The organism is Legionella santicrucis (assembly GCF_001468135.1).
Lineage (GTDB): Bacteria > Pseudomonadota > Gammaproteobacteria > Legionellales > Legionellaceae > Legionella > Legionella santicrucis.
The window spans coordinates 231,956-256,168 of record NZ_LNYU01000081.1; the positions used below are offsets into that span (position 1 = coordinate 231,956).

Below are 24,213 nucleotides of genomic sequence, written 5' to 3' on the forward strand. Positions count from 1 at the left end.
CACTAATCTCACACAAACTTTAACCGAATTCATCATAGTGATTAATTAATTCACTGCTACTGAGTTGGTCATGACTTTTCTTTCTCGCTACAGTTAGGATATTGAGGCTTTTTTCTGCTACAAAATCATTTCCATCCATGTCATATTGTTCTACGATTTTAAACCCATTGTGCTCAAGCATTATTTCCAATTCTTTAGCGGTATAAATTTGCAGGCTAAAGCTATTAGTATGAATTTCTGGTTCACTGTTTTCTTTGGAAATTGTATAGCAATCATGAGAGGTTAGAAGACCACGATCTCTATCGATCTCCGAATGTTGAACATTCCGGATATGAGCACCATTAACAATACTCTCAATGTCCATGGCAAAATCATCAATGATACTATCAGTAATGGCTTGCAGATTAAAAATATCAAACACATATACCCCATCTTCCTTGAGATTAGCATGTATATTCTGTAGTGCTTTTTCAAAATCCGCTTTGGTGAGATGACCAATGGCATTAAAAATAGTAATTACTGCATCGAATTTTCCTGCTTTCAACACCCGCATGTCACCATCAATGAAATTAATATCACGACTCATTGTTTTTGCTTTACTTCGTGCTATATCAAGTAAAGCAGGACTGAAATCACTGCCAACGACTTCGTAACCTCGCTCAGCAAGGAAAAATACTTGAGAACCAGTCCCACAGGTCATATCCAGAACTGTTTTAACTTTTTGCTCTTTTAGTAGTTTCTCTATCAAACCATTTTTAATCTCTGTCTGTTCACTTACGTTATGCGCATCGAAATATTCAGGCAGTTGCTGATATTCTAATGGCAAACCAAGTGTGTGCTCTTTGTTATTCATTCAAATTGTTCTCCAAAGTATTAATCATATACTCTTCAGAAAATCTCAATTCCCTTGATCTTACTCATTAAATTTTGGATCAGGAGCATCAAAAAAAAAGGCTTTTTTTCTCTCAAGGTCAATTGTCTTGACGTTGGAGAGACACATTGTTTGGGCAATGATACAAGATTTCAATACAGTAATAATACAGTATTGACTCACACTCAAGCATGCGATTATCTTAAAGGCTTATTTTTTCAACGCGAATTATGCAGATGTTTAGAAATCTACCCATTTTAAATTGAATTAAGTACCATAAATAGTTAGGAGAACAATGTGCGATTTCAAGTATTGACTTTTATTTTGGGGTTTACTTTAAATTTTAGTGCTTATGCAGACCAATTTATTTATCATAACATTCATAATAAAAGCATAAAACCTTCTCATACTAAAAGGACCAAAATCGCAGCTTTGCAAAACATCTCTCCTTCACTTAAAGAGGGTATATATGAATTTGCATTTACTCAAAAACAGTCTACAGAAATTTTTAGTTGGTTTAGGCTGCTGATCATTGCGGAAGATCGATATCCAGGGTTTCTTGGTACATACGGTGTAGTTAATACTCCAGTTACTGTTACTTGGACTTCGCCAAATAGTAATAATTTCACCTTTGTTCCTATGAATGTGAGTTCAATCTCTTCTGATGTGGATGGTGATGTGGAGATCATTATGAAAACAACGGATGATTCTGATGATTCCTATATGATCAAACTTAAAGATGACACTCATGGCGAATTATATACTTCGCATCATGGTGAGGATATAGAAAAAAATGGAGATGTATACTTAAATAAATTTATTGATTTGAGTAATGTTCGTATGGATTATTTTGAATATAACGCAAATTTGAGTAAATTAAATGAGAATCTTAACTTATCCCAACATTGTCCTGATAAAAACTATAAAGGAAAAATTGGCTTTCTGAAAATACCAAAAACGCTAAGTAAATTTGCAAATGGTTGGATGATGGGCGCTTATCTACAAAATGATGACTGTAGTGTGAGTTTGGCACAGCCAGCTATAGGTCTATTAAATAGTGATTTATTGGGTTTAAATGGGGAATTTATTTTTAAAGGTAAAGATGAAGTAGGTGTTGTTTGGACTGGTTATGACTATTCGATTTTGTCTATAAAAGGAATACCTGGAGATTCTAACCTAGAAGCCACACTTAATTTTGATGCCCTGTATGATAACTCAAGCCCAACACTTACTTTTGAATTAACAAAAGAAAAAATATCGCCAGCGCACTAGAAAATTTAGAACCATATTTTTTGAATTTATGGCGTGTTTACAATTGGCAGCACGGGCCAAAAATCGGGATAATATAGTGTTATACTAGCGAGATATGGCCTTGGAGCTATAGTCTATAATATTCATAACGTTGTATAAAAAAAACAATGAATGATGATAAAAATAAAACTTTGATGCTGTTGAATGAATTATCAGAAAAAATAAATAAACTATATGGTTTTGTCAAAATTGCTGGAGAAAATTTTGGAGAACCAGCAATAAACTCAGGCCCATGTGGCCCTTTTGCTAATGCCTTTTATAAGATTTGGAATCAAAAGGTTAGTGAAAAAGTAACTATTGCATTTATCATGGTAAAAAACTCCGATGAGTGTTGGCATGTATTAATTAGATTACCAAATGGATTACTTTTTGATGGTGGTGTTGGCGTTCATCCAGAAGATACGTGGGATAAAAACAAATTTGATGTAGTGGATATGCTCAAATATGATCTACAACCATTAGAAAAACATTCAGGCGGTTTGAATAGGAAGTATCCTCGGTATTGCCCCAATTTTTCTATTGATAAAGTTATCGATTTGATAAAAAACTATATCAACTTTATTGAAGAATAAAATAAATATGACGCCATTTATAGACACTCTGAAACTTGGTGAGCTAAAAGAGCCAATATTCCTTTCTTGGGGAACCTTAAAGTTTGTAATGATTACTAAGACAGATTAACGGAGTATTTTCTTTATGCACTTATTGTAACTTCGATACCGAACTTACTCTGAGAAAAAGCCTGGATAAATTTGAGCTTCGTTTAAATACGGTGAAAGCGATTGCTAAAGAGCAAGGATTGGAAAATCTACAGGGTAAATCGTTTGATGAGTTAAGCGTTGCTGGGAGTTGGCAAACAAAGAACCCTGGCTCCGATAACAACCGGCGTTCGCGGCACCCCAAAAGAGTTATAGTCGAAATGATCTATGGATAATAAAGCAAAAAAGAACCTGACAACACATTATAAGTGCTTTTATGAAGAGTGATATCTAAAAGATGAATGATTTTATTTCTTTATATAAGCAACGTCTTAACCTGCCAAATGCTACGTTTTTACGTATTGAACATGAAGATGCACTCGTTGCGATTGTGTACAAGATCATTTGTGCAGATTATAACATTTTTATTTTAAAAATCTGCCCACGTGCTCAGGATTATTTACGGGAAGTGTTTTTCTTAAAACAACTGTCAGCTTTATTGCCTGTGCCACGCCTTATTGAGGAAGTCCCGCCGGAACAAGGTATTGCTGGGGCTATTTTAATGGACTACTTGCCAGGAAACATTCTTAAAAAAGCAGATTTAACTGACAAATTAGCTTATGAAGCAGGCGAATGCCTTGCTAAAATTCATCAAAATAGTGTTGAAAGCTATGGAGATCTTACACAACCCCAAGATTTAAGTAATCGCCCCGAAGTTCATTTTGCCCAGAAGTTTGAGGAAGGATTCTCTGAATGTTGTTTGAATTTACCGCAAGACCTACTAAAAAAATCACGTCAATACTTTGATTCACATCTTGCACTTTTAGATTCAGTGGATGGGCCATGTATTATCCATCGAGATTTCCGCCCTGGAAACATTATTGTTTTGGACGGAAAACTTCAGGGTATCATCGATTGGGCTTCTGCCCGAGCGAGTTTCGCTGAAGAGGATTTTTGCCCTTTAGAATTAGGCGAGTGGTCCAACCATCCTAGCATAATGAGATCATTCTTAGCCGGCTACGCAAATGTGCGCTCCGTTCCAGAGTACAACGACATAATGCCACTGCTTCGATTAAGCCGCTGTTTTGCAACAATAGGTTTTACTGTCAAAAACAATACTTGGAATAGCAGTAATGTTCAAATTTATTTAAACAATCGTCGATTTCTCGAGAAATTTTTTTAGTAGTGATGCTGGTTTCTTGTTCAGTAACAATTTTCTGTTGTAAAAAATTGAGGTCCACATAAATCCCTCTATAATGTAACACTAAACAATATTTTCAAGGAAACTCAGATGATTAAAAAAGTTGCATTTACAATGTATCCCGTCATCGATATGGAGCGCGCAAGAACCTTTTATGAGAATACCTTAGGAATTACCGTGAGTAAGATCTCCGCTCAAGGCGCTTGGGTTGAATATGATTTACCCGGTGGTGGATGTTTTGCTATTACTACTCTAGCAGAAGGCGTATCACCGAGTGCCCATGCTGGTGGTAGTATCGCTTTTGAAGTTGAGGACTTAGAAGCGTTGGTCAACAAACTAAAACAAAAAGGTGTACAATTTAAATTAGATATTTTTTCTTCTCCTGTTTGCAAAATGGCTATCATGTTAGATTCTGAAGGTAATGCGGTTACTTTACATCAGCTGCATCCTCACTCATAAACAGCGGATTTATCTAATGACTGATTCCTATATTATCACTGGCGCAGGAAAAGGATCTGGACGATATTTTGCAAAGACCGTGGCTGAATTAGGCAAGGATGTTGCCTTAATATCAAGAACCGCTGCCGACTTAGAAAGTCTAAAACAGGAATTGCAATGTATTAATGCCAACATCCACATTTCAACGCATCTGGTTGATCTTGCAGATCCCCTAGAAACTAAAAAAGCATTTGATACTATTCAAAACATCCATGGCCAAACTATCAAGGCTGTGGTTAGTTTTGCTGGAGCATGGATAAAAAGCAAACCGCTTGATTCATTAGAAATATCCGATTTTATGGAAGCTTTGCAATCTAATTTTTTCTGTACGTTTAATACCATAAAAGAAACGATTAGGATCAGCACAGCCGCCCTAGATGGTTTAGCCATTATCACCATAGGCGGCACTTCAAGTGTTTGGATGAATCCTGAAGCACCGGTAATGTCTGTCGCTAAAGGGGCCATCAGTCATTATTCACGGATATTAGCCAAGCAACTCTTGGCAAAAGGTGTACATGTCGCTCACTTTATCATTGATGGCCCTATCTTTAATGAACGAGGTTTAGGACTTAATCCTGCATTTCAAGAAAATCAATTTATCAAACCTGAATCAATTGCCAGAGAAATTCATCATGTCATTAATCAGTCTCAGGATGCTTGGACTTTTGAATGGGATATTCGACCATTCACGCGAGACACAAAGCTTATATAATTACCAAAACTATGCTACATAAAAAGGCGTTAATGTATTCTGATGAACAAAACCTAAGCGTTCACAATACCCTCTAGCCATTGCATCGGACATAAGTAAAATCGAGATATAATCAAGCCCCATCTCTTTTGCCACCAGTACTCTATGATTTGCCATGGCCGTACCAATGCCCATTTTGCGAAACTCAGGAAGCACACACGCATTATATAAGCCACCTGCTTGGCATTCTTTTAAGTCATCATCAAACATCAATGAGCATACACCCACCGCGACCCCATCAACCCTAGCAATATAACTTAGTCCCGATGGTTTACTATTTTCATACTGAGCAACCGCCCAAGATATTGTGGGATGGAATAGGCTTGGAAAATGAAATACCTTACAAAATATCTGTGCATATTCTTCTGCTTGCTCAAGACCTTTTACTTGCTCTATGGTTATCTTTGCAGAATGAGTGAAAGGAATAGCCTGCTCTACCTCTAAAAGCATGCCATAGAATGGACCTGGGGAGTCAAAGTTCCTTTCTAACATATCACTGAAATCAGCAAGGTCAGTATCACTGGATAACCATGCTGTTAACGGTAAATCTAGATTTTTTTGGGTTGTACGTAACTCGTCAATTAATCGAAATTTATCTATTGGAGTTTGAAGAATAATCGAATTAAATAGATTTTGATTAACACCAGTGATAACCATAGCAGCATTCGGAGCACATGACAAAATAGGCTCCTTCAAAGCATGTTGTGTTTTTAATGACTTCAAATAGGTTAACCACATCGATAAAACTGCTTTTTCGGCTATCATAAGTTCTCCAGGGTCGTGTAACAATTTTATAAAGTGAAATGAAGCTTTGAAGGTGTTCCTGCTTCAATATTTTTCATATGCTCCTCGAGATTACATATTTCATTAAAACGAGCACCTTCCTTAATTCTTTGAATCGCAAGCGCCTCATCTCTTTGTATTTCTTCCCCTTTTTCGATTGCCATGACCGCTTCTTCTTTAGACATCACTACAACTCCATCTATATCAGCAAAAACGATATCACCTGGATGTACACTCACACCACCACATTCAGTAGTTACTCGTATAGTACCAATTTTGTCTTTTGTACCAGATTTTGCACATTTTCCCTTCGCAAAAAAAGGTAGATTGCTTTCTCTTATCTCTTTTAAATCACGGCAAGCCCCATCAGTAATAATCCCACCAAAACCTTTAATTTTTGCAACCTCAGTACACATTCCTCCTGCAAGAGCAAAGTTTGTGTTATAAGAAGCAATCATAAGGACTATTGGAACAATATCATCTGAACAATCTAAATATGTTAAAAAACCAGATAGATCATCTAACGCTTGCATTGTTGAAAGTGAATCTTGAGCACTGTTGATTGGATAAGCTCGACCAATACATTGTGGATATTCTTCTTTGCTATAGGAGGTTATATCAGGATCCATTAAACGAACTGTTGGCAAAGCATCACAAATTGAAGAGGTAGTCAGATGGGACAATCTTTGACATATCTCTTTATAGCTCTCTATTTTTTGTTTCATAGCATTCCCTTAATCAAGATGTTATGGCTTTTAACATTAATACATACTCTGGATTTTGACTATGCATCGTGATAGAAAATCCGGCTTTTTGATAACAACGAATAGCCTGTATGTTATCCATTGAAGGATCAACAACGACTGCCTTGTAGTGAGCCAGTTTTTCCGTAATAAATGAATGAGTAATAATTTGCCCTAACCCCTTGCCCCTATGACTTTCCTCTGCGATAAAAAGATCAATCCCTACTACTTCTTCAGGCGATATTTCACTAAATAACTTATTTTCAGAAGAGGATACTCCTTCTGGATAATGATCTTTTAAACAATAATATTGAATAAAACCAATGGGCTTTTGATTTGAATAAATAATAAAACTTGGAACAGGGTCTTTACCTTCGATACGTGGCATGTATTTGGCCTCAATTGCCTCCATAGGCCAATTTTGGTTTCTAGCATAGCTCTGCTTGATAATAAGCTCTTGAAACCATTCAAAAACCAAACGAAGATCGGCCTTTTTAAGTGGCTTAAATGCTAGTGAATGTTTCATACTACTCAAAACCTTAGGCAACGTCGTCGCATTATAATTTTTAATCTCTGCGTTGCAAATGATATAATAACGAACATCAGCCTTTCCCCACACAACTTACGAAGTTTATTTAACATGACATCAACGAAACAAACACTTAATCCCCACCTTATAGATAAGGCAAAACAGCTCCTTAGTGAGTACTTCGGCACGAGCATTGATATTCAATCAGTAACGTTTTTAAATGAACCAGAACGAAGAAATTGTGTATTACGGCTTGGGCTTATACAAAGCACCACCACAATTCCCCAAACGGTTATTTTAAAACAATCCCTGCCAGAAGAAGAAAAAGATAATGAAGCGTTTGCTCGGTTTGCACGAGATTGGGCAGGTCTTGAGTTTGCAGAGAAGCTGCCTCATTGTATTCATAATGTTCCTCGTTTTTATTGTGGAGACAAGAGCCTACGGTTTATTATCATTGAAGATTTAGGTGCCAAGCACATAAGCTTAGTAGACTCCTTGACGTCTCCCCGTCGCGACAAAGCCATTTTTGCACTAAAGAGATTCATGAAGGCACTAGGAAGTTTTCATGCGGCTGGAGCTAAGCATACTCAACTATATGACAATATTTTAACTCAAATTCATAATGAGCATATTACTCAAGAAGAGGATGCCACTGATACACATCAAACTTTGATTAATCAGTTAATATCTACTCATCAACAATTACAGTTATCACTGTCCGATGAGTGCATTCAAGAAGCGCACCAACTGATTACCTCTATGCTCTCATCTGGCCCTTTTACAGTCCTCACCCATGGAGATATCTGTCCTGATAATGTTTTTGACCATGAAGACAATGATGAGTTACAACTTATCGATTTTGAATGGGCCTTTGTCAGAAATGCTTTATTAGATGCCACTTATTTACGCATGAGCATGCCAACCTGCTGGTGTGCCAAAGCGATTCCCATCGACGTCATTGAATCATTAGAAGTGATTTATCGAGAAGAAATCAGTCGCGCTATTCCAGAAGCAAAAAACGATAAGCTTTATCAAAAATCCTATACCGAAGCCTGTGGATTTTGGATCCTTCAACAAACACTCCATTACATAGATTCAACGCTTGAGCATGACCGAATCGGCCCTTCTGGCCCTACTCCAAAAAACTCATTATGGAAATCTGATGAAAATTGGGTAAGGCCGCGAATTTTATCGCGTTTACAAGCCTTCATCAACGTTGCTACTGCATATGATTTATTGCCTCATATGGCACTCATGGCAAAAAAGATAGTAGATGCTCTGCAAAAACGTTGGCCTGATGTAAAACCACTACCATTTTATCCAGCTTTTCAAGCTCCTTCATTTTATATCAGACTTTATCAGCTTGGGGATGAAGCAGAAATTTACCAACTTTTTTATGACACTGTCCATCACATTAACTGTAAAGATTATACAGAGGAACAGATAAACACCTGGGCACCAAAAACACCTGATTTAAGCAAATGGATAAATTCGCTATCTAAAAATCACAGTTTTGTTGCAATAGATGCAGCAACCAACCACATTATCGGCTTTTCCGATTTAGAGGATAATGGTTATCTTAATCGCGGATATGTTCATAAAGATTTTCAAGGACAAGGTATTGGCAAAGCACTGCTTCTTGCCCGAGAAAATAAAGCTCAAGAACTCGGGCTTAAACAGTTATTCTCTGATGTAAGCATCACCGCCAAACCGTTTTTTGAAAAATGTGGGTATGTCGCTCTGAAAGAGCAAACGAAAGAATTAAACGGTGTCCTATTTATAAACTATTATATGGTTAAAGCGTTAACATAGGAATGATCAGGAGCATAATCGCAATGGACGACTCACACTATCTTCAAGGAGGTCGCGAAGATCACATTATCAAACAAGGCAACACAGTCCATCGTCCTACTGGACCATGGACCAAACAAGTGCATGCGCTTCTTAGACATTTACGAAAAAAAGGATTTTACGCTGCCCCCGAACCTTTAGGTTTTGATGCAGAAGGCCGTGAGATTGTCAGTTTTATAAAAGGAGAAGTAAGCAATTATCCTCTAAGTCATCATGCTGCATCGACCAATGCGCTGATTTCAGCAGCAAAGTTGTTGCGTGAGTTTCATGATGCATCACAAAGCTTTTTAACCGAAATCTCCCCCGAGAAAAAACACTGGCAACTTCCACCTCGAGAACCACAAGAAATCATTTGTCATGGCGATTATGCTCCTTACAATGTTGTTCTACATGGAGAAAAAGCCATTGGAATAATAGACTTTGATACATGTCACCCTGGGCCTCGTATATGGGATATTGCTTATGCTCTCTATCGGTGGGCACCTTTTACCAATCCGCATAACCAAGATGGATTTGGTTCTATTGAAGAGCAAATCAAACGCGGGCGTTTATTCTGTCAGAGTTATGGGTTAGTCAATGAAGAAAAGCCCGCGTTGGCCAGTTTGATGATCGAACGACTCCAGGCATTAGTAGATTTTATGATGTCTGAAGCACAATTAGGCAATAAAACCATTGCATTAAATATGCAAAATAATCATCATCTACTTTATTTAGCTGACATTGAATATATTAGAAAACATTTAACAAACATAGAGCTTGGGTTCATTGATTAAGCGTATTCGTTGACATAGATACCAGCACCACTTTCCAAACAAATGTTAATGGTTTCAACATCACCTTCTCTTCCAGCTTGAATAAGTTTATTTTGCAAGGCCTTCTTCTCAGCTTTAGACAGTTTTTTGGGCTTCATCGTTTAATAACACTTAATAACAATAATATAAATTATAACACAGTACAAAATTAAATCATGATGGGGTCTGTATAACAGATAAACCATATTCTTGATAAACTAAACCTGATAAAATCTCTCTAATTTAATTTGTATATGGGCAAAGCATATGTTTGAAGCCATTATCTTTGATTTTGATGGCGTTATTTTGGATAGTGAGCCTATTCATTACCAAGCATGTTGCTATGCCCTTAACAACGTAGGCTTAGAATTGAGTTATGAGCAATACGTCGAACGGTATCTTGGTCTTGCTGACAAAGAAATGTTTCCCAAATTACTCAAAGACAATTCTCATCCATTTTCAGAAGCACTAGTCGATACTCTGATAGAACAAAAAATTGCGCGTTATACTCTACTCATTCATGAAAGCAAAGAGCTACCCATCACACTGGGCTTAAGACAGTATCTTATTGGCATTCAGGATAAACAGAAGATAGCCATTTGTAGTGCGGCGACCCAACAAGAAATTAACACCGTACTTGCAAAAATAAAATTACCCTGTGACTTTAATACCATTGTAACTACTGAAGATGTCATCAGAACTAAACCTTCTCCTGAAGGGTATTTATTAGCAGCAAAAAAACTAGGTATATCTCCTGAAAAATGCTTGGTTTTTGAGGATTCACCTCATGGGATTGAGGCCGCAAAATCAGCCGGCATGTTTGTAATTGCTTTGTTAACAACACATCACCAGAATGAGTTAAAAAAGGCAGATAAAATTATTAAAAATTTTACAGAATTACTTGTAGAATGCACATACATAACATGAAAGTTATACCTTATACACTTAAAAGACAAACATCTTGAATAAAAAAATTATAACGCTACTTGCAGAAAATCCATTTGAAGTTGAAATAAACGGCCCCTCTGAAGCCAAGGCTGCTGTTATCTTCGCCCATGGCTTTGGTGTAAAACGTCAATCCAGAGGATTGTTTATTGCCATAGAATCTCTCTTTCTTGAGAAAATGCTTTCCGTACAAGCTGAATACTCGCATGTACAAAATGATCGGTGTATCGCTTTACCTTTTCAAATTCAGCGACAACGCTTAAATACCGTTATTGCTTATGTGGAGAATACTTACCATATCAATCAATTCATTTTTATTGGTCATTCTCAAGGGTGTATTACCATTGCACTAGAACAGCCTCAACAGGCTTTAATTTTACTATTAGCTCCTCCAATCAAGGCTCCTTTTGAGGAGTTTATTAAGACACAAGGCTGGAAAAATCCAGGCTCTCATCTTAACATACAAGGCGACTCTCGCTTAGTACGCTCTGATCTCATGATTGATGTACCATCTGAATTTTGGACAGAATTCAAAAATATTGATGCCAAATTGTTATACAACAATCTTGGTAAGCAAAATAAAGTAAGTATCGTTTTTGCTGAAAATGATCAGGTTTTAGGAAATCAACAACCCATCAAAGACATACCGACTTACATTATTGCAGACGCTGATCACGATTTTTCTTCCCAAGATCACATTAATTTATTGAATTTAATTTCAAAACTCACTCTGGATAAAAATTAATCTTGATCTGATATTGATTCATCAAAGGAAATGTTTTAAATGTATCTAGAATCGCTTCCATTACAAGCCTATCAAACTTTAAACTTCGCTATTTTTGTAAAAAATACGAACGGATCTTATATTTGGGCAAATCATTTTTTTATCAACAAATCAGCAGGGTTCGCGGCTCTTAGTGAGATTTATAACAAACAGGACCATCATTTTTCCTGGCACCATTATGCTGATGCACTTAAAGCAAACGACAATATTTTATTTGAAAGCGGCGAGGATTTAAGTGCTCATGAAAGAATTTTGCGTCATGATGGCTCCATTGTCGATATTGTGAGCAGAAAAAGCCCTTTATTTGACGAAGATCACAATTTGATTGGCCTAATTGGATTCAGTATGGAATTACCAAAATCCACGATCGAAAAGATATTAACTCCTCGTGAACACACGGTAATATCTCTATTGGCTGAAGGGTGCACTGATAAACAAACAGCCAAAACTTTGGATATTTCACCACGAACGGTTGAGGCGCATTAACAATTCAAAACGTAAGTTGGGTGTTAATACTCGAGCAGAGTTAATCGCATTGTATTTCAAATAAACATCCGTGATTTCACGAAGTGATAAAGAGATTGATACCCATTATAATTCCTTCGAATCTTTTAATATTATAGGAGTTAGCAGTAATGAAATTAAATATGAAAGCGTATGCCATCTTAATGGGTTTCTTCATAGCAAATCATCCCGTATGTGCAAATCCCAATACGCTCAACTTCAAAAATCAATATGGTTCACATTTGGAATTAACCGTTGGAAAGCAAAATGCATTAACGGGTACGTTTATTACGGCTGTTGCTTCAAAAGAATGTCAAGATGCTATTGGTCAGAAAAGACCAATCATCGGCTATATTGATGGTACAGCAATTACTCTCAGCGTTAATTATCCTTCTTGTGGATCAATATTGACATTAACAGGACATATCAATCAAAAGAGAGATACCATTGAAGCCACTTCGATTCTTGCTCATCAAATGACTTCCTTTACTCAAGGACCAGGTTCGCAATTCATAGGACATAATACTTTTGTTAAATCTAAAGCTTAGCATTAACAACCAACTCATTGGCTGCGTCACTGAGGTTTATCCGCAGTGACGCAGCCGACAGGCTGCAAATTTTTTACATAAAATCAATCAATTAAACTTATTTGAGCAATCGCACAGCACGCGATTGCTCACTTATTTTCGCCTGATTTCTTGTATAACACGATCTGTTTTGTTAATCTGCTTCTGAGCATAACTGATGAGCTGGTAGCATCCGGCGAAACCTTAATAGGTCTTATGCATAGCCACTCTCATTCCCTAATCTTGTGGCGGAACACTCAGTCGGAATCTAACACCACCTGATGTCTTCAGGAATTACCTAAAAATTTAACTTTTAATAACTAATAAGGAGATCACTACCTAAAAAACCTTGCTGTATTAAGGTCAATTCAGTTTTTATTACCACGACTGATTTGCCCCTGAACTGAGCCTTGTGGCTTTAAGCCTGGTACTGCTGCATAGCGGACCGCTCTACCAACACTAAACTTTTCCAGGGCAAATAGTTTCAAAGGTATTGTATATGCGAAAAAATCATCTTAGACAATTCGTTGATAATTACTGTCGCCAAGTGCATACCGGCAGCCATCATTCAAAAAAGCATCGACATTATGTGCTGCATAAAGTTATTCACGATTTATTTCATATTGAAAAAGTTCCCACGAAATGGTATGGCGTCACCACACAAAATATCCGGGAATTAGTTTGTCATTGGCAGAAAGAAAAAAAGAGCCCCTCTACTATCATGAAGTACTTAACGGTACTACGACGATTTTTTACTGATATTAAGCACCTGATTAACGGGATAGATAACCATAGCCTTGGCGTCATTCATGACAAAAAAATAACAAAAACAAACAACACTCATCACATCGGAGTTAACCTATCAAATCCAATAGCAAAATGCCTATACGAATTGCAAACCCATTTCGGCCTCACCTTAAGTGAAGCTATGCGTATTAATCCAGAAACGCACCTAGAAGAATATGCCATTTGTATAACGCGTGATATTGCTACTAACAGCCGGGATAGGATCATACCTGTAAGGGTGGATATGCAAAGCACTACTCTCAATGAATTCCAGAGCCTTTGCGTGCATGGAAAAAGTTTAATTGGAATACATGGTTATGCACCCTTGCGACATTATTACTCCACAGCACTCAAAGCAGTCGGTGCACCCACTACCAAAAGCTACCGTCCTTTCTATGCAAAAATGATTTATAACGAATTGATAAAAGCTTTCCCTTCTTATCAATCGAAACAAATCATTATGCGCGAAATGGGATTACATTCCCGACGTACACTCTGGGGTTATCTTAATGAGTAACTCAAAACTTCGTTCAGCAAAATTCTCGGTCAATGAGCTGGTGAAAAATACTCCAGGACTCTCCTTTGCTAGTCAAGCTGACATGCGCCATATGTTATATCGCTGTATAAAAGATTTACATCAAATGGGGTATAAAATTGGACACATCAAAGGCATTAAGTCAAAACACATTTATGAACTTGTGGAGCACTGGAAATCGCAAGGTAAGAACACAGGGACCATCAAAAATTACATGTCAAAATTAAGAAAAACAGCAGCCATGCTCAACGATCCGAATTTAGTAAAGCCAGACAACACTGCCTATCACATTGAGAAAAGATCTTACGTTCCTAAATATAACAAAGCCATCCACAAAATTGATTTATCAAAGTGCACCGATCCTTATATCCGTCTATCTTTGGAGGGACAATCCCTTTTTGGTCTGCGTCGCGAAGAATCGATTAAATTTATTGTGAGCGAAGCTTATCAAGGCGATAGTATAGACATTAAGCCCAGCTGGACAAAAGGTGGTATAGGTCGTACTTTAAAAATCACCAACCAAGCACAAAGAATTTGGTTAGATAAAATAGCTACATTAGTCAAACCAGGTGAATCACTTATACCCAAAGATCGCAGTTACAAACAACATTTGAATCACTATGAAGCACAAACAAAGGCAATGGGAGTTTCTAAATTACATGGACTGCGCCATGCATTTGCTCAACGACAATATCGAGAATTAACAAAGTTTTTTGACCCACATAAAATTGGTTTTGCTTGTCCAATGGAAGGAGGAAAATTATTTAAAGAAATGAATACCATTGAACAAGCTATTGATAGAAAAGTACGATTGATTATCAGCCATCAACTCGGGCACTCGAGATTAAGCATTACTAAAATTTATTGTGGAAAGTAGTTCACTAAAACCCATTAAAAAAAAAGCTATCGAATGGTTAAGTATGACACTTGGTTTATTAGTAGATCCCATATAAAATACGCCTTAAACTCAGATACGCGCTTTATAATGAAAAAAATCATATTAGCAATATTTTCATGCTTTTTTCTATTCAATTATGGCTATGCCGCCAGACCGCATATCTCTTTGTTAGAAACCTCCTATTTAATGAAACCAACAGGACGTTATGGCATAGGATTCAAAGATTATCATTGGATAAACCACCAGATATGTCCAGATTTTAATTTTAATGGAAAAAATCAAGATGATTTTAGCGCTGAAAACACAAAACATTGCCATGAAATTATGGCAAGAGTGTACTATCCAATAGACGAAAAACCGTCTTTAGGCTCTAACTACTATGAGCCTGAAATAAGAGCTGTACAAGATGGACTTCTGAAACAGTACCCCAACATTCCTGTAGATCAAGTTAATCAATTAAGTGAACTTCAATCATATGCCGTAAGTCAAAAAGAGATCAGTCAAGATAAGACATTTCCTATGATTTTATTTAGCCCTGGCTTTGGATTACCAGCTCAAGTGTATGAGAATTTTATTACGGAATTAGTCAGCCATGGTTATGTTGTTATTGGCATTAACTCACCTTTTATCAATCTAGTTGAACTTCCCAATAAGCATGTTGTTGAACCAGCATATGTAGACTCAAATACAATCAAGCAATTCGTGCAACTTCAACGATCTGATTTGTTATATGTATATCAACAGGTTTATACAAATCAGAGCATTGACAGCATCTTTTCTAAAATAGATTTATCACATGTAGGTGCCTTTGGACACTCCATCGGCGGATTAACAATTTCGAGCGTCGGCCATGACGCCCAGAATTGGTTGAGTGCGGGCTTAACTTTTGATATTGGCATGGACTCTTCAGGAGCCTCTAGAAAATCATTTAATATACCCTTTATGCATCAAATAGCCTCAACGAGAAAAGATGTCGAAAGCCCAGCGCCCATTTTCGAACTAGGCGACAACAACTATCTTGTTGGAATAGCCCCGAGTGACAATGACAGGCATTATAGCACACACACTAGTTTTACAGACCTATCCACAATACAGAGTACACCTGTATTCAAAACGATAAAAGAATACCTTAATTTACGTATAGCAAATGGCTTTGATTTGAAATTCCTTTCACATAAACCTACTCAATCTGAGATTGAACAATATCAAAACATCACTTACGTACTTTACATAGAAAATGATGTTTGGCGATTAGCTTTGTATGAAAATAAGCAATACGTTAAAAACATCACTATTGGATGGGTGCCAACACTTGAGGAATGCTTAAATAATTTGCCGCATAAAAAGCCTGAGGATTTATCAGAAAATGACATTAACCCCGTAAAAGAAATAATGATTTCATTGCATAAAACACTTAATCAACTGTTGGGCGAGGGGGATGGCTGGGAAATAACTGAGTCAATCAATGAAAATTTATTGCAATTTTTTGATACTTTTCTAAAAAACAATGAAAATACTAACTTTCAAACATGTCAACCGCTCAAAACAAATACTTATTTTAAGTGTGGTCCCGGGATAGTTGATTTAGGGGCCTATCAACCTTGACCAGGCCCACATTTTATATAGGTGTCTTTATATAACGGAATGCATTTGCTAAGGGGCGCGTTTTCTTTATTTTTAAGATAAGTATCAAAAAACTCCACCAGATAGGTGTTAATGGCATCAGTAATTACCCAACCATTTCCCTCGCCCAAAGGCGCGGCTAGCATTTTGTGAAGTAATGTTATTTCCTTTACGATAGGCTCAACTTCAACGTCTGATAGTTTGTCAGTAGACTTGTTAGATAAACTGTCTAAGGCCATGCGGAGGCCTTCAATAATATTTACATCAAAATCCGTCTGTTTTGCTTGGTTTACATAAATAGAACCGCGCCATTCACCGTTCATTTTAATTAAGACATAGGTTGTTTTGATAAGCCGCTCAGTCTCTTTCTCAGTGAGTTCATGCAACATAATTTTTACATCAAATCCTTCTTTTATACTTTGCTCTTTTGCATAGGTTAAAAATGTATCAAACGCTGGCATGTATTGTAGTGTTGAATAATCTGCAAAATTTGCATGATAACTATAGGTATGATTTTGCTCATTCGGAGCGATCACGACCAGGTAGTTATTATCGCCTAGTTCAAACGTAACAGGTAACTCGGGTGATATAAGTTTTCTATTGGCACATATTTCATGCATAAACGGGAAAGTAAATTTATTGCGCGAATGATGTGTTTCGTCCCAACCGATATCCAGGGTAGCTCCTGCTTGAAACCAGGTAGGATGATCGTGTGAAACATCTGCTAAAACCCGTCCACCCAAAGAGTGACCAAATATACCAATGTGGTTAAGATCCATCGCAGAAAAAATAATATTCAAATTATGTTGATTCTGAATCACATCATAGATATAAGATACATCACTTTTTTGCAAGGGTACCAAAGCTGCTATTTCTTGAGGATTTTTGGGCGGTAATTTTGCAGGATCAATGACACGACCATTTGGCAGCTCCACAAGGTTAATAAATGGGCTGCTAATAGCGATTACAATATAGCCATGACTGACTAACTCGGTAATAGAGTTTTCATAAATTTCAGATGGCCAGCCTGAGCCTGGAATAAAGAAAAGTACTGGGAACTGTTGGTTTTTAACTACCTCATCTTTTTCTACTGAAAAACTTTTAACATGTTTAAACGCTTCCAACTCATTTTTCGGTATGTTAGGAACTTGAGCTTGAATTTCCTGCAGCGTGGCGTTAACAAATGGCGGATAATAGGGAGAAAGCGATTGTTTTTTTGACAAAGTAGGATAATAAATACGTGTGATAATCTCATGACAATGCTTGATATTATTTGGACTAAAATCCTCTTGGTTTTTTCCATTAAAATTTATATCGGGACAAACGTTTTGATTAATCCAATGAAAATCTTCAAATCCAACACCGTAAGGACCGTTCGGCTGTTTTAAAAAGTTAGTTTCGATTTTATTTTCAGGATACCCGACTGAGGTAACGAGTACACAAAAGATAAAAATAATACATTTTAATGTCATTTTATCCTCAATGAAAAAATTATATCTAATCTCAAACTAGTCTCAATCTTTAAGTACAGTAAAAAACTCACATGCTCATCCGATCATTCCAATAAACCATGCACACACGCCAGTCAGTACCTTAAGGACAAATTTCTTTAATGTAAATACTCATAGCTTGTTCATCGCTTAACTTAATAAGTTCTGTTATAGCATATTCGTGCTGCATATGAGATGTTTCTAGTAAATATTTAAGTGCTTCATGATGAGTGTCCGCCAAGTCACAAGCGGTATTACATGAAAAAAATATTATGAAAATTTAGAGGTCTATGTTGTATCACGTTACCACTCAACTCATTCTTCTTTCTCTAAATTTTCATGTATTTGTTTTTTCCATAATTGAGAGTACAGCCCGCCTTGTTTAAGTAATTGTCCATGTGTTCCTTTTTCGGCAACAACTCCATGATCGAGAACAATAATTTCATCAGCATGAACTACTGTTGACAGGCGGTGGGCAATAATTAACGTGGTAGAATCATGCGATATTTCTTCAATGTTTTTTTGAATTAACTGTTCTGTTTTTGTATCTAACGACGCCGTTGCTTCATCAAATATAAGAATCGCCGGTTTTTTTAGTAAAACCCGCGCAATCGCGACACGCTGGCGCTCTCCACCGGATAATTTTAATCCATGTTCACCAACCATAGTATTTAAACCATCAGGTAAACAGGCAATAAATTCATCAAGATGAGAAAGCTTGATTGCCTGTTGAATATCATTTTCTGTCGCGTCCAAGTGACCATAAGCAATATTATAATAAAGTGTATCGTTAAAGAGTGTTGTGTGCTGAGGAACAATCCCAATAGCTGATTGCAAAGATGTTTGTGTTACGTGACTGATATCTTGTCCATCAATTAGAATGCGGCCTCCTGATAGATCGTAATAACGAAATAATAATTTTGAGATCGTCGATTTGCCTGCACCAGTAGGTCCAACAATAGCTATGGTTTTTTTTGCCGGTATATTGAAGCTTACGTGCTGTAAAATATTTCTCCTTGAGTCATAAGCAAAATGAACATTATCAAACGTAACCATACCTGATGTTAGAATTAATGGCACAGCATCATGTGCATCTTGCACCTCGGGTTCCTCTTCCAGGATTTTTCCAACTTCTACAAAATTGGTTAGTCCTTCGTTTATATCACGCAAAACATATCCAAAATTTCCAAGTGGCACCATAAATTGCAACAAATACACATTAATCAATACAAAATCACTAATTTTAAGCGTTCCAGCCATCACGCCGGATCCACTTAAGATAGTTAAGATAATCAGGCCAACTCCCATAACGATGCCTTGTCCAAGATGTATCCATTGAGCTGAGTTGTGTTGTTTTGTGGCTGCATTTTCTCGTTCAGCAAGAAATGCATCGCATCGTCTATACTCATATTCTCGTGTACCAAAAGATCGAACTACTTCATAGTTTAAGAGGCTATCTACAAGAACAGAGCTGACTTGTGATGATTTCTCATTGGCAACCTCCTGTATCTGCGCTGACCATTGACTTCCATAAACACTAAAAATCATATAGGTGCCCAGAATAAATATTAAAATTATTCCATATGCAAACCCATAGAGATACGTCAATATGCTAGCTGCAATAATCATTTCAATTAACGTCGGTAAAATGAGGAAGAATAATCCGCAAAAAAATGGCCAAAATGCAAACTGAGCTCGATCAATCACACTTAGTATTTCGCCTGTCTTACGAGAGGAATGATATCGTAAAGATAACCCCATTAAATGGTCAAATACCGATAGACACAATAAGCGCATGCCTCTTTCTATCACACGGTTCAGAGGGATCATACATAATTGGTTCATGGCTCTGCTGAAGGTCCAGGCAAATCCATAGGCCAACATTAAAACCACCGCAAGTAATTTAATTGAAGAAGGCGAAGAGATAACATCTATGACTTGTCTAAAAATCAAGGGTACGCCAATATTTAATGCAATAGTCGTTAATAATAAAAGGATTGATACCATCAACCGTAGCCGTATTTTTCGATCTTTTGGCCATAGGTACGGGGATAATTTTAATGCGGCTTTTAATCGCTGGGTAAATTGCATGAGTTAAATCTTCCTGTTAACAGCAATAAGATCGCATTGTTAGGTAGCATCCCAATGAGCGGCTCCACTATATGATAGTAACATATTTATTTTACCTTCACAGTGACAATAGTGATAGAAGTGATGACCTTAAAAATTTATTTTTTAGTTGAAAAACCTGTTAGATTAGCTCTTTAATTAATCTAAATTTCACATTGTGTTATTAATATAATTTTTTAACACAATGTGTTGTTTTTATTAATGCATATCGTTACAATGACAAAAAAACACAACTGACGATCCAGCGAAATTCTGGTGAAACCATTAGGTCTTGTGAATCGCTACCCTCATTCCTTAATCTTGTAGCAGAGCATTAGCCAGGAATTTCAGTACTGCCCTGACCATCCACCCGGGTGGAACATCATTAAAACCCTCAGTTTTAAATTATTATTACTTTCTGTTTGGCTATTTACAGCAGAATGGTGATCCGTTCATTAAAAATCTGGCGATTCAACTCAACTGTGGCAAGAAATTTATGTGCAACGCGTTTAGGAGAAATTGTTGATGCAGATACAGTGCGACACCTTAAAGTATGCTAAACTGTTGGAAAAAGAAGGTGTAAAATCTGACGCAGCGCAAGGCTTTATGTCTACGCTCACAGAAATAGACATTTTCAATCTCTACAGTAAGCAAGAGGTCGATAGCATGTTAAGTGAAACTGTTGAAAAAGTGTTTGCTAAGCAAGATCTAAAGCTTGCTGAACAACGCCGTGAATTTGATATGCGTATGCAGGATATAGCAAAGTATCATGAAACCCAGTTACGTGATCAGCGTGGTGAGTTATTAGCATCCCGTCGATGGACCATTGGTACCGTGATAACCGTAGGGCTATCATTAGCTGCTTATCTTTCAGCGTTAATTCACTTCAATCATTAATTAGCTAGCTACCACAACACTAACCCATTGGGGAAAAACTTCCCCTATAGGGTTTGGTTTTTTCCCGTTTTATAAAGAGAAAACCATGTCAATCATCACCCCTGTCACTTCAAGAATAGATCATATTACTTTTGATTTACTGAGTTGCGTTAATGAACTTCAAGGTTTACGTGATCAATTAACCTTGCAGGATGTTAAGCAAATTAGACACATTAATCAAAAGTTACATGATTTGATGGGCTATAGCAGCATAACTCTCAAGAAGATTGTAGAAGTGATTTAAAAATATAACCCTTTGCAGGAGTGTATTCTCCTGCAAGTGAGAATATTGCTCCTGTACCAAATGGAGAAAATACGATGGACACACCACAAATCTATGTTGCATGCTTAGCTTCCTACAACAATGGTGTACTACATGGTAAATGGATTGAGGCTAATCAGGATGCGGATAGCATTTATAATGAAGTTTATGAAATGTTGCATGATAGTCCAACTGAAAACGCTGAGGAATTTGCCATCCATGATTTTGAAGGATTTGGTAGCGCTCAGCTCGGTGAGTACGATAGTATTGATGATGTTGCCGAACTTGCCGCATTCATTGCCAAACATGGTGAATTAGGCGCAGAGCTTGTTGGCTACTCTTCCATTGAAGATGCTGAAAAGCTTTTAGCAGAAAATTATCATGGTGCTTATGACAGTGAGGTTGATTTCGCCCATGCTATTTTTGACGATTGTTACAGTAATGCTGCTATACCAGAAAATTTGATGTTTTATTTTGATTATGATGCTTTTGCTCGTGATCTATTTATAAGCGATTATTTTTCGGTAGAAGTAGACGGTCAAACGCATGTTTTTTCTAACTATTGAAGCCCCTAGCCGGGGCTTTTATCAACGATATACGGAATGTCCATCATTTCGTTTTATTCCAATGAATAAGATACTCAGTGATTAATAATCATTGATTTTAAAAGCCGAATTAAAGGATAATCAACCAGATAGCTTCGTGACAACACTTCTGTCGTTAACAAAAGGTGGTTTTCTTTAACTAAGGTTAGATTTAATTGAGAACATAAAAAAGAAAACCCCAGATTCATCACCTATCAAAATGATAGGGATAGGAATTGCCCGGGGACAGTAACTATATTATAGAGCAAATACGATGTCAGATCCACACCACTTATTTTTTGATGAGCTATCAATCATCTTTTCTCAAGAGCGACTAGATGGCTATCTGAATCATACATCTTGCAATAATAGTAAAGCAGACGCGTTAATAGCTTACTCTTGGAATCTTGAGCTCAGCCAAGTCCTATATCCTGGGTTACAGATTTTAGAAATTAGCTTGCGTAATTCACTACATCATGCAATTAGTTCACATTTTGATACGGAATATTGGTTTGATCTAACTTTTTTGCATGCGAGAGAGCAAAAACAAATTATTCAGGTCAAAGATGATTTGAAAAAAGTGAATAAGACAATTGAAGCCAGCCGTGTGGTGGCTGAATTATCTTTTGGATTCTGGACATCTTTGTTCGATGTCCGTTATGAACACAACCAAATTTTATGGCCCAAGTTACTCAAGCCCACTTTTCAATATCTACCAAAAGGGCAAAGAACACGTGCTTTTCTTTCTCGTGAACTCAACCGTATTCGATTTTTACGTAATCGCATTTTTCATCACGAACCTATTTGGCATTGGAAAGATTTAGCTGAACAACATCAACAATTATTAAATTTAACAACCGGACTATCACCTGCAGCCTCACAATATTTAAAAATTTTTGATCAGTTCTCTATCGTGTTCAAAGAAGGACGTAAATATACTGCTCAGAAATTAGAACAGGTTCACTTCTAAACAAAATGTACTAAAATCACCCTTCGGGAGATCGTCGTATTTGAGTACGACACCGTTAGACATTATAAGCCATTTGTAGCATTTTCCCGCGGCAAAATTAATAGTAAAATCAATGGGTTAAGATTGACGTAAAGGGCTCATAATCCGTTGGTCCTAGGTTCAAGTCCTAGTGGGCCCACCAATTTAAACCTTTAAAATCAATAAGTTACGTTGATTACCTGTTTTAACACAAAAGTCCTTGCGTGACTTTTGCGTGACCTAGATCACGCACTTACAAACTTACGTGACTTTCCCTTAGAGTATTTTGACTGGCAGGTCTACTCTTTGGGTTTCTCAATAACGTGGCTCATCCCCATTTCCGGGGGCACTAATCAAGAACACAAAACTTTAACCCTTAACCTGTAATTTTCAAAATTTCTAAACCCATAAGCACGTCGTTGAATGAGTTTCATCTTACGATGGAACCCTTCCGTAATAGGCTCATCCCCATTTCCGGGGGCACTAATCAAGAACACAAAACTTTAACCCTTAACCTGTAATTTTCAAAATTTCTAAACCCATAAGCACGTCGTTGAATGAGTTTCATCTTACGATGGAACCCTTCCGTAATACCGTTATTTTTAGTAAACCGCCACATTCTAACCACTTCTTCCCGCCATTGATATAATGTTCTACCTAGAGTCTTTAGTGAGTCGAAAGGACTTTCTTTAAGACTGGCAACCAGTTTAAGAAAGAGAGGTATTAAACGCGTACACTGCTTTGCGGTACGATGTTTTCGCATGAGTAACCGATGTAATCGCTGTTTAAAGTAATAAAGTGCGGCAATGACAGGCTGCTTTTGCAAATAACGTTCTCGTTTATTGAGTCGCTTTACAGTGAGATTATTGGGATTGGTTCTCAATGCGGCCAAGAGACCTCGCTGATATTTCATTTCAGGATCAATCTGCTGATAAGTCTGCAAACAGAATTGATTCAATAAACGAATCACATGAAAGCGATCGGCAACAATCATTGCATTGGGAAAGTAACGCCTGATTAACTTGCGGTAACTGGAGCTTAAGTCAATACAGACTACCTGTACCTTATCTTTTCCTTCTAGTGCGTTTAGATAGCCTTCTAAATCCTTTTCTGAACGCCCCTCAACCACATCAAATATTTTGTGTTTGGCCAAGTCGCAAAAGGTTGTGGCATAAC

27 protein-coding genes are annotated in these 24,213 nt (G+C 37.1%); 18 read left to right on the forward strand and 9 right to left on the reverse strand.

Translation table 11 applies throughout. The features are described 5' to 3' along the window. Positions 1-19: 19 nt before the first annotated feature. A complete protein-coding gene (locus Lsan_RS14585; RefSeq protein WP_058514867.1) occupies positions 20-853 on the reverse strand; it encodes a class I SAM-dependent methyltransferase in 834 nt (277 codons plus the stop codon). Positions 854-1,168: 315 nt separating this feature from the next. Between Lsan_RS14585 and Lsan_RS14590 the strand changes: the two genes are divergently transcribed. From Lsan_RS14590 to Lsan_RS14610, 5 genes are all read left to right on the forward strand, one after another. Continuing rightward, a complete protein-coding gene (locus tag Lsan_RS14590) occupies positions 1,169-2,143 on the forward strand; it encodes a hypothetical protein (RefSeq protein WP_058514868.1) in 975 nt (324 codons plus the stop codon). Between the two features lie 146 nt (positions 2,144-2,289). Further along, positions 2,290-2,754 (forward strand): hypothetical protein, encoded by a 465-nt coding sequence (locus tag Lsan_RS14595; protein WP_058514869.1) that lies wholly within the window; start codon positions 2,290-2,292, stop codon positions 2,752-2,754. Positions 2,755-3,178: 424 nt separating this feature from the next. Next, positions 3,179-4,063, forward strand: a complete 885-nt coding sequence (locus Lsan_RS14600; RefSeq protein ID WP_058514870.1) for a phosphotransferase family protein — start codon at positions 3,179-3,181, stop codon at positions 4,061-4,063. A 108-nt stretch (positions 4,064-4,171) separates the two neighbouring features. Next, on the forward strand, positions 4,172-4,540 hold the full coding sequence (locus Lsan_RS14605) for a VOC family protein (protein WP_058514871.1): 369 nt from the start codon (positions 4,172-4,174) through the stop codon (positions 4,538-4,540). A 16-nt stretch (positions 4,541-4,556) separates the two neighbouring features. After that, positions 4,557-5,291: an SDR family oxidoreductase gene (locus Lsan_RS14610; RefSeq protein WP_058514872.1), complete on the forward strand. Its 735-nt coding sequence runs from the start codon at positions 4,557-4,559 to the stop codon at positions 5,289-5,291. A 9-nt stretch (positions 5,292-5,300) separates the two neighbouring features. On the opposite strand, the gene Lsan_RS14615 is transcribed toward Lsan_RS14610, so the two are convergent. From Lsan_RS14615 to Lsan_RS14625, 3 genes are read right to left on the reverse strand one after another with little or no spacing between them, the layout of a single operon-like run. Continuing rightward, positions 5,301-6,095, reverse strand: coding sequence for a GNAT family N-acetyltransferase (locus tag Lsan_RS14615; RefSeq protein ID WP_058514873.1), 795 nt, complete (start codon positions 6,093-6,095; stop codon positions 5,301-5,303). Between the two features lie 26 nt (positions 6,096-6,121). Then, positions 6,122-6,838 carry an RraA family protein gene (locus tag Lsan_RS14620; protein WP_058514874.1) on the reverse strand — a complete coding sequence of 239 codons (717 nt, stop codon included), beginning with the start codon at positions 6,836-6,838 and terminating at the stop codon, positions 6,122-6,124. 13 nt (positions 6,839-6,851) lie between these two features. Then, positions 6,852-7,382 (reverse strand): GNAT family N-acetyltransferase, encoded by a 531-nt coding sequence (locus Lsan_RS14625; protein ID WP_058514875.1) that lies wholly within the window; start codon positions 7,380-7,382, stop codon positions 6,852-6,854. 114 nt (positions 7,383-7,496) lie between these two features. On the opposite strand from Lsan_RS14625, the gene Lsan_RS21750 reads away from it, so the two are divergent. Then, entirely contained in the window at positions 7,497-9,197 is a 1,701-nt protein-coding gene (locus tag Lsan_RS21750) for a GNAT family N-acetyltransferase (protein WP_237762148.1), read from the forward strand. Between the two features lie 23 nt (positions 9,198-9,220). Beyond that, a complete protein-coding gene (locus Lsan_RS14635) occupies positions 9,221-10,009 on the forward strand; it encodes a phosphotransferase enzyme family protein (RefSeq protein ID WP_058514876.1) in 789 nt (262 codons plus the stop codon). Here the strand turns inward: Lsan_RS14635 and Lsan_RS22210 are convergent. After that, positions 10,006-10,146, reverse strand: coding sequence for a hypothetical protein (locus Lsan_RS22210; RefSeq protein WP_157068313.1), 141 nt, complete (start codon positions 10,144-10,146; stop codon positions 10,006-10,008). The genes Lsan_RS14635 and Lsan_RS22210 overlap by 4 nt on opposite strands. Positions 10,147-10,294: 148 nt before the next feature. Between Lsan_RS22210 and Lsan_RS14640 the strand changes: the two genes are divergently transcribed. From Lsan_RS14640 to Lsan_RS14670, 7 genes are all read left to right on the forward strand, one after another. Next, a complete protein-coding gene (locus Lsan_RS14640; RefSeq protein WP_058514877.1) occupies positions 10,295-10,954 on the forward strand; it encodes an HAD family hydrolase in 660 nt (219 codons plus the stop codon). A 34-nt stretch (positions 10,955-10,988) separates the two neighbouring features. Next, entirely contained in the window at positions 10,989-11,717 is a 729-nt protein-coding gene (locus Lsan_RS14645) for a hypothetical protein (RefSeq protein WP_058514878.1), read from the forward strand. Positions 11,718-11,756: 39 nt separating this feature from the next. Next, positions 11,757-12,242 carry a response regulator transcription factor gene (locus Lsan_RS22770; RefSeq protein ID WP_058514879.1) on the forward strand — a complete coding sequence of 162 codons (486 nt, stop codon included), beginning with the start codon at positions 11,757-11,759 and terminating at the stop codon, positions 12,240-12,242. Between the two features lie 149 nt (positions 12,243-12,391). Then, on the forward strand, positions 12,392-12,808 hold the full coding sequence (locus Lsan_RS21755) for an avidin/streptavidin family protein (protein WP_083505154.1): 417 nt from the start codon (positions 12,392-12,394) through the stop codon (positions 12,806-12,808). 517 nt (positions 12,809-13,325) lie between these two features. Beyond that, on the forward strand, positions 13,326-14,129 hold the full coding sequence (locus Lsan_RS14660) for a hypothetical protein (protein WP_058514880.1): 804 nt from the start codon (positions 13,326-13,328) through the stop codon (positions 14,127-14,129). Further along, positions 14,122-15,024 (forward strand): phage integrase N-terminal domain-containing protein, encoded by a 903-nt coding sequence (locus tag Lsan_RS14665; protein ID WP_058514881.1) that lies wholly within the window; start codon positions 14,122-14,124, stop codon positions 15,022-15,024. Before Lsan_RS14660 ends, Lsan_RS14665 begins: the two co-directional genes overlap by 8 nt. 108 nt (positions 15,025-15,132) lie before the next feature. Next, positions 15,133-16,650, forward strand: a complete 1,518-nt coding sequence (locus Lsan_RS14670; RefSeq protein WP_058514882.1) for an alpha/beta hydrolase — start codon at positions 15,133-15,135, stop codon at positions 16,648-16,650. Here the strand turns inward: Lsan_RS14670 and Lsan_RS14675 are convergent. Together Lsan_RS14675 and Lsan_RS14680 are read right to left on the reverse strand one after the other, a co-directional pair. Next, a complete protein-coding gene (locus Lsan_RS14675; protein ID WP_058514883.1) occupies positions 16,641-18,140 on the reverse strand; it encodes an alpha/beta hydrolase in 1,500 nt (499 codons plus the stop codon). The two genes, Lsan_RS14670 and Lsan_RS14675, sit on opposite strands and share 10 nt — an antisense overlap. A 333-nt stretch (positions 18,141-18,473) precedes the next feature. Further along, on the reverse strand, positions 18,474-20,249 hold the full coding sequence (locus Lsan_RS14680; RefSeq protein ID WP_058514884.1) for an ABCB family ABC transporter ATP-binding protein/permease: 1,776 nt from the start codon (positions 20,247-20,249) through the stop codon (positions 18,474-18,476). Positions 20,250-20,792: 543 nt separating this feature from the next. On the opposite strand from Lsan_RS14680, the gene Lsan_RS14685 reads away from it, so the two are divergent. From Lsan_RS14685 to Lsan_RS14700, 4 genes are all read left to right on the forward strand, one after another. Beyond that, positions 20,793-21,164, forward strand: a complete 372-nt coding sequence (locus Lsan_RS14685) for a hypothetical protein (RefSeq protein ID WP_058514885.1) — start codon at positions 20,793-20,795, stop codon at positions 21,162-21,164. 85 nt (positions 21,165-21,249) lie between these two features. Continuing rightward, positions 21,250-21,447: a hypothetical protein gene (locus Lsan_RS14690; RefSeq protein ID WP_058514886.1), complete on the forward strand. Its 198-nt coding sequence runs from the start codon at positions 21,250-21,252 to the stop codon at positions 21,445-21,447. Between the two features lie 74 nt (positions 21,448-21,521). After that, entirely contained in the window at positions 21,522-22,031 is a 510-nt protein-coding gene (locus Lsan_RS14695; protein ID WP_058514887.1) for an antirestriction protein ArdA, read from the forward strand. Between the two features lie 292 nt (positions 22,032-22,323). After that, entirely contained in the window at positions 22,324-23,019 is a 696-nt protein-coding gene (locus tag Lsan_RS14700) for an Abi family protein (RefSeq protein WP_058514888.1), read from the forward strand. Positions 23,020-23,390: 371 nt separating this feature from the next. On the opposite strand, the gene Lsan_RS23605 is transcribed toward Lsan_RS14700, so the two are convergent. Continuing rightward, entirely contained in the window at positions 23,391-23,534 is a 144-nt protein-coding gene (locus tag Lsan_RS23605) for a transposase (RefSeq protein ID WP_083505156.1), read from the reverse strand. After that, positions 23,525-24,213: ISL3 family transposase (locus Lsan_RS22685; protein WP_193392723.1), on the reverse strand; the 689-nt coding region annotated here is incomplete at its 5' end. The genes Lsan_RS23605 and Lsan_RS22685, both read right to left, overlap by 10 nt.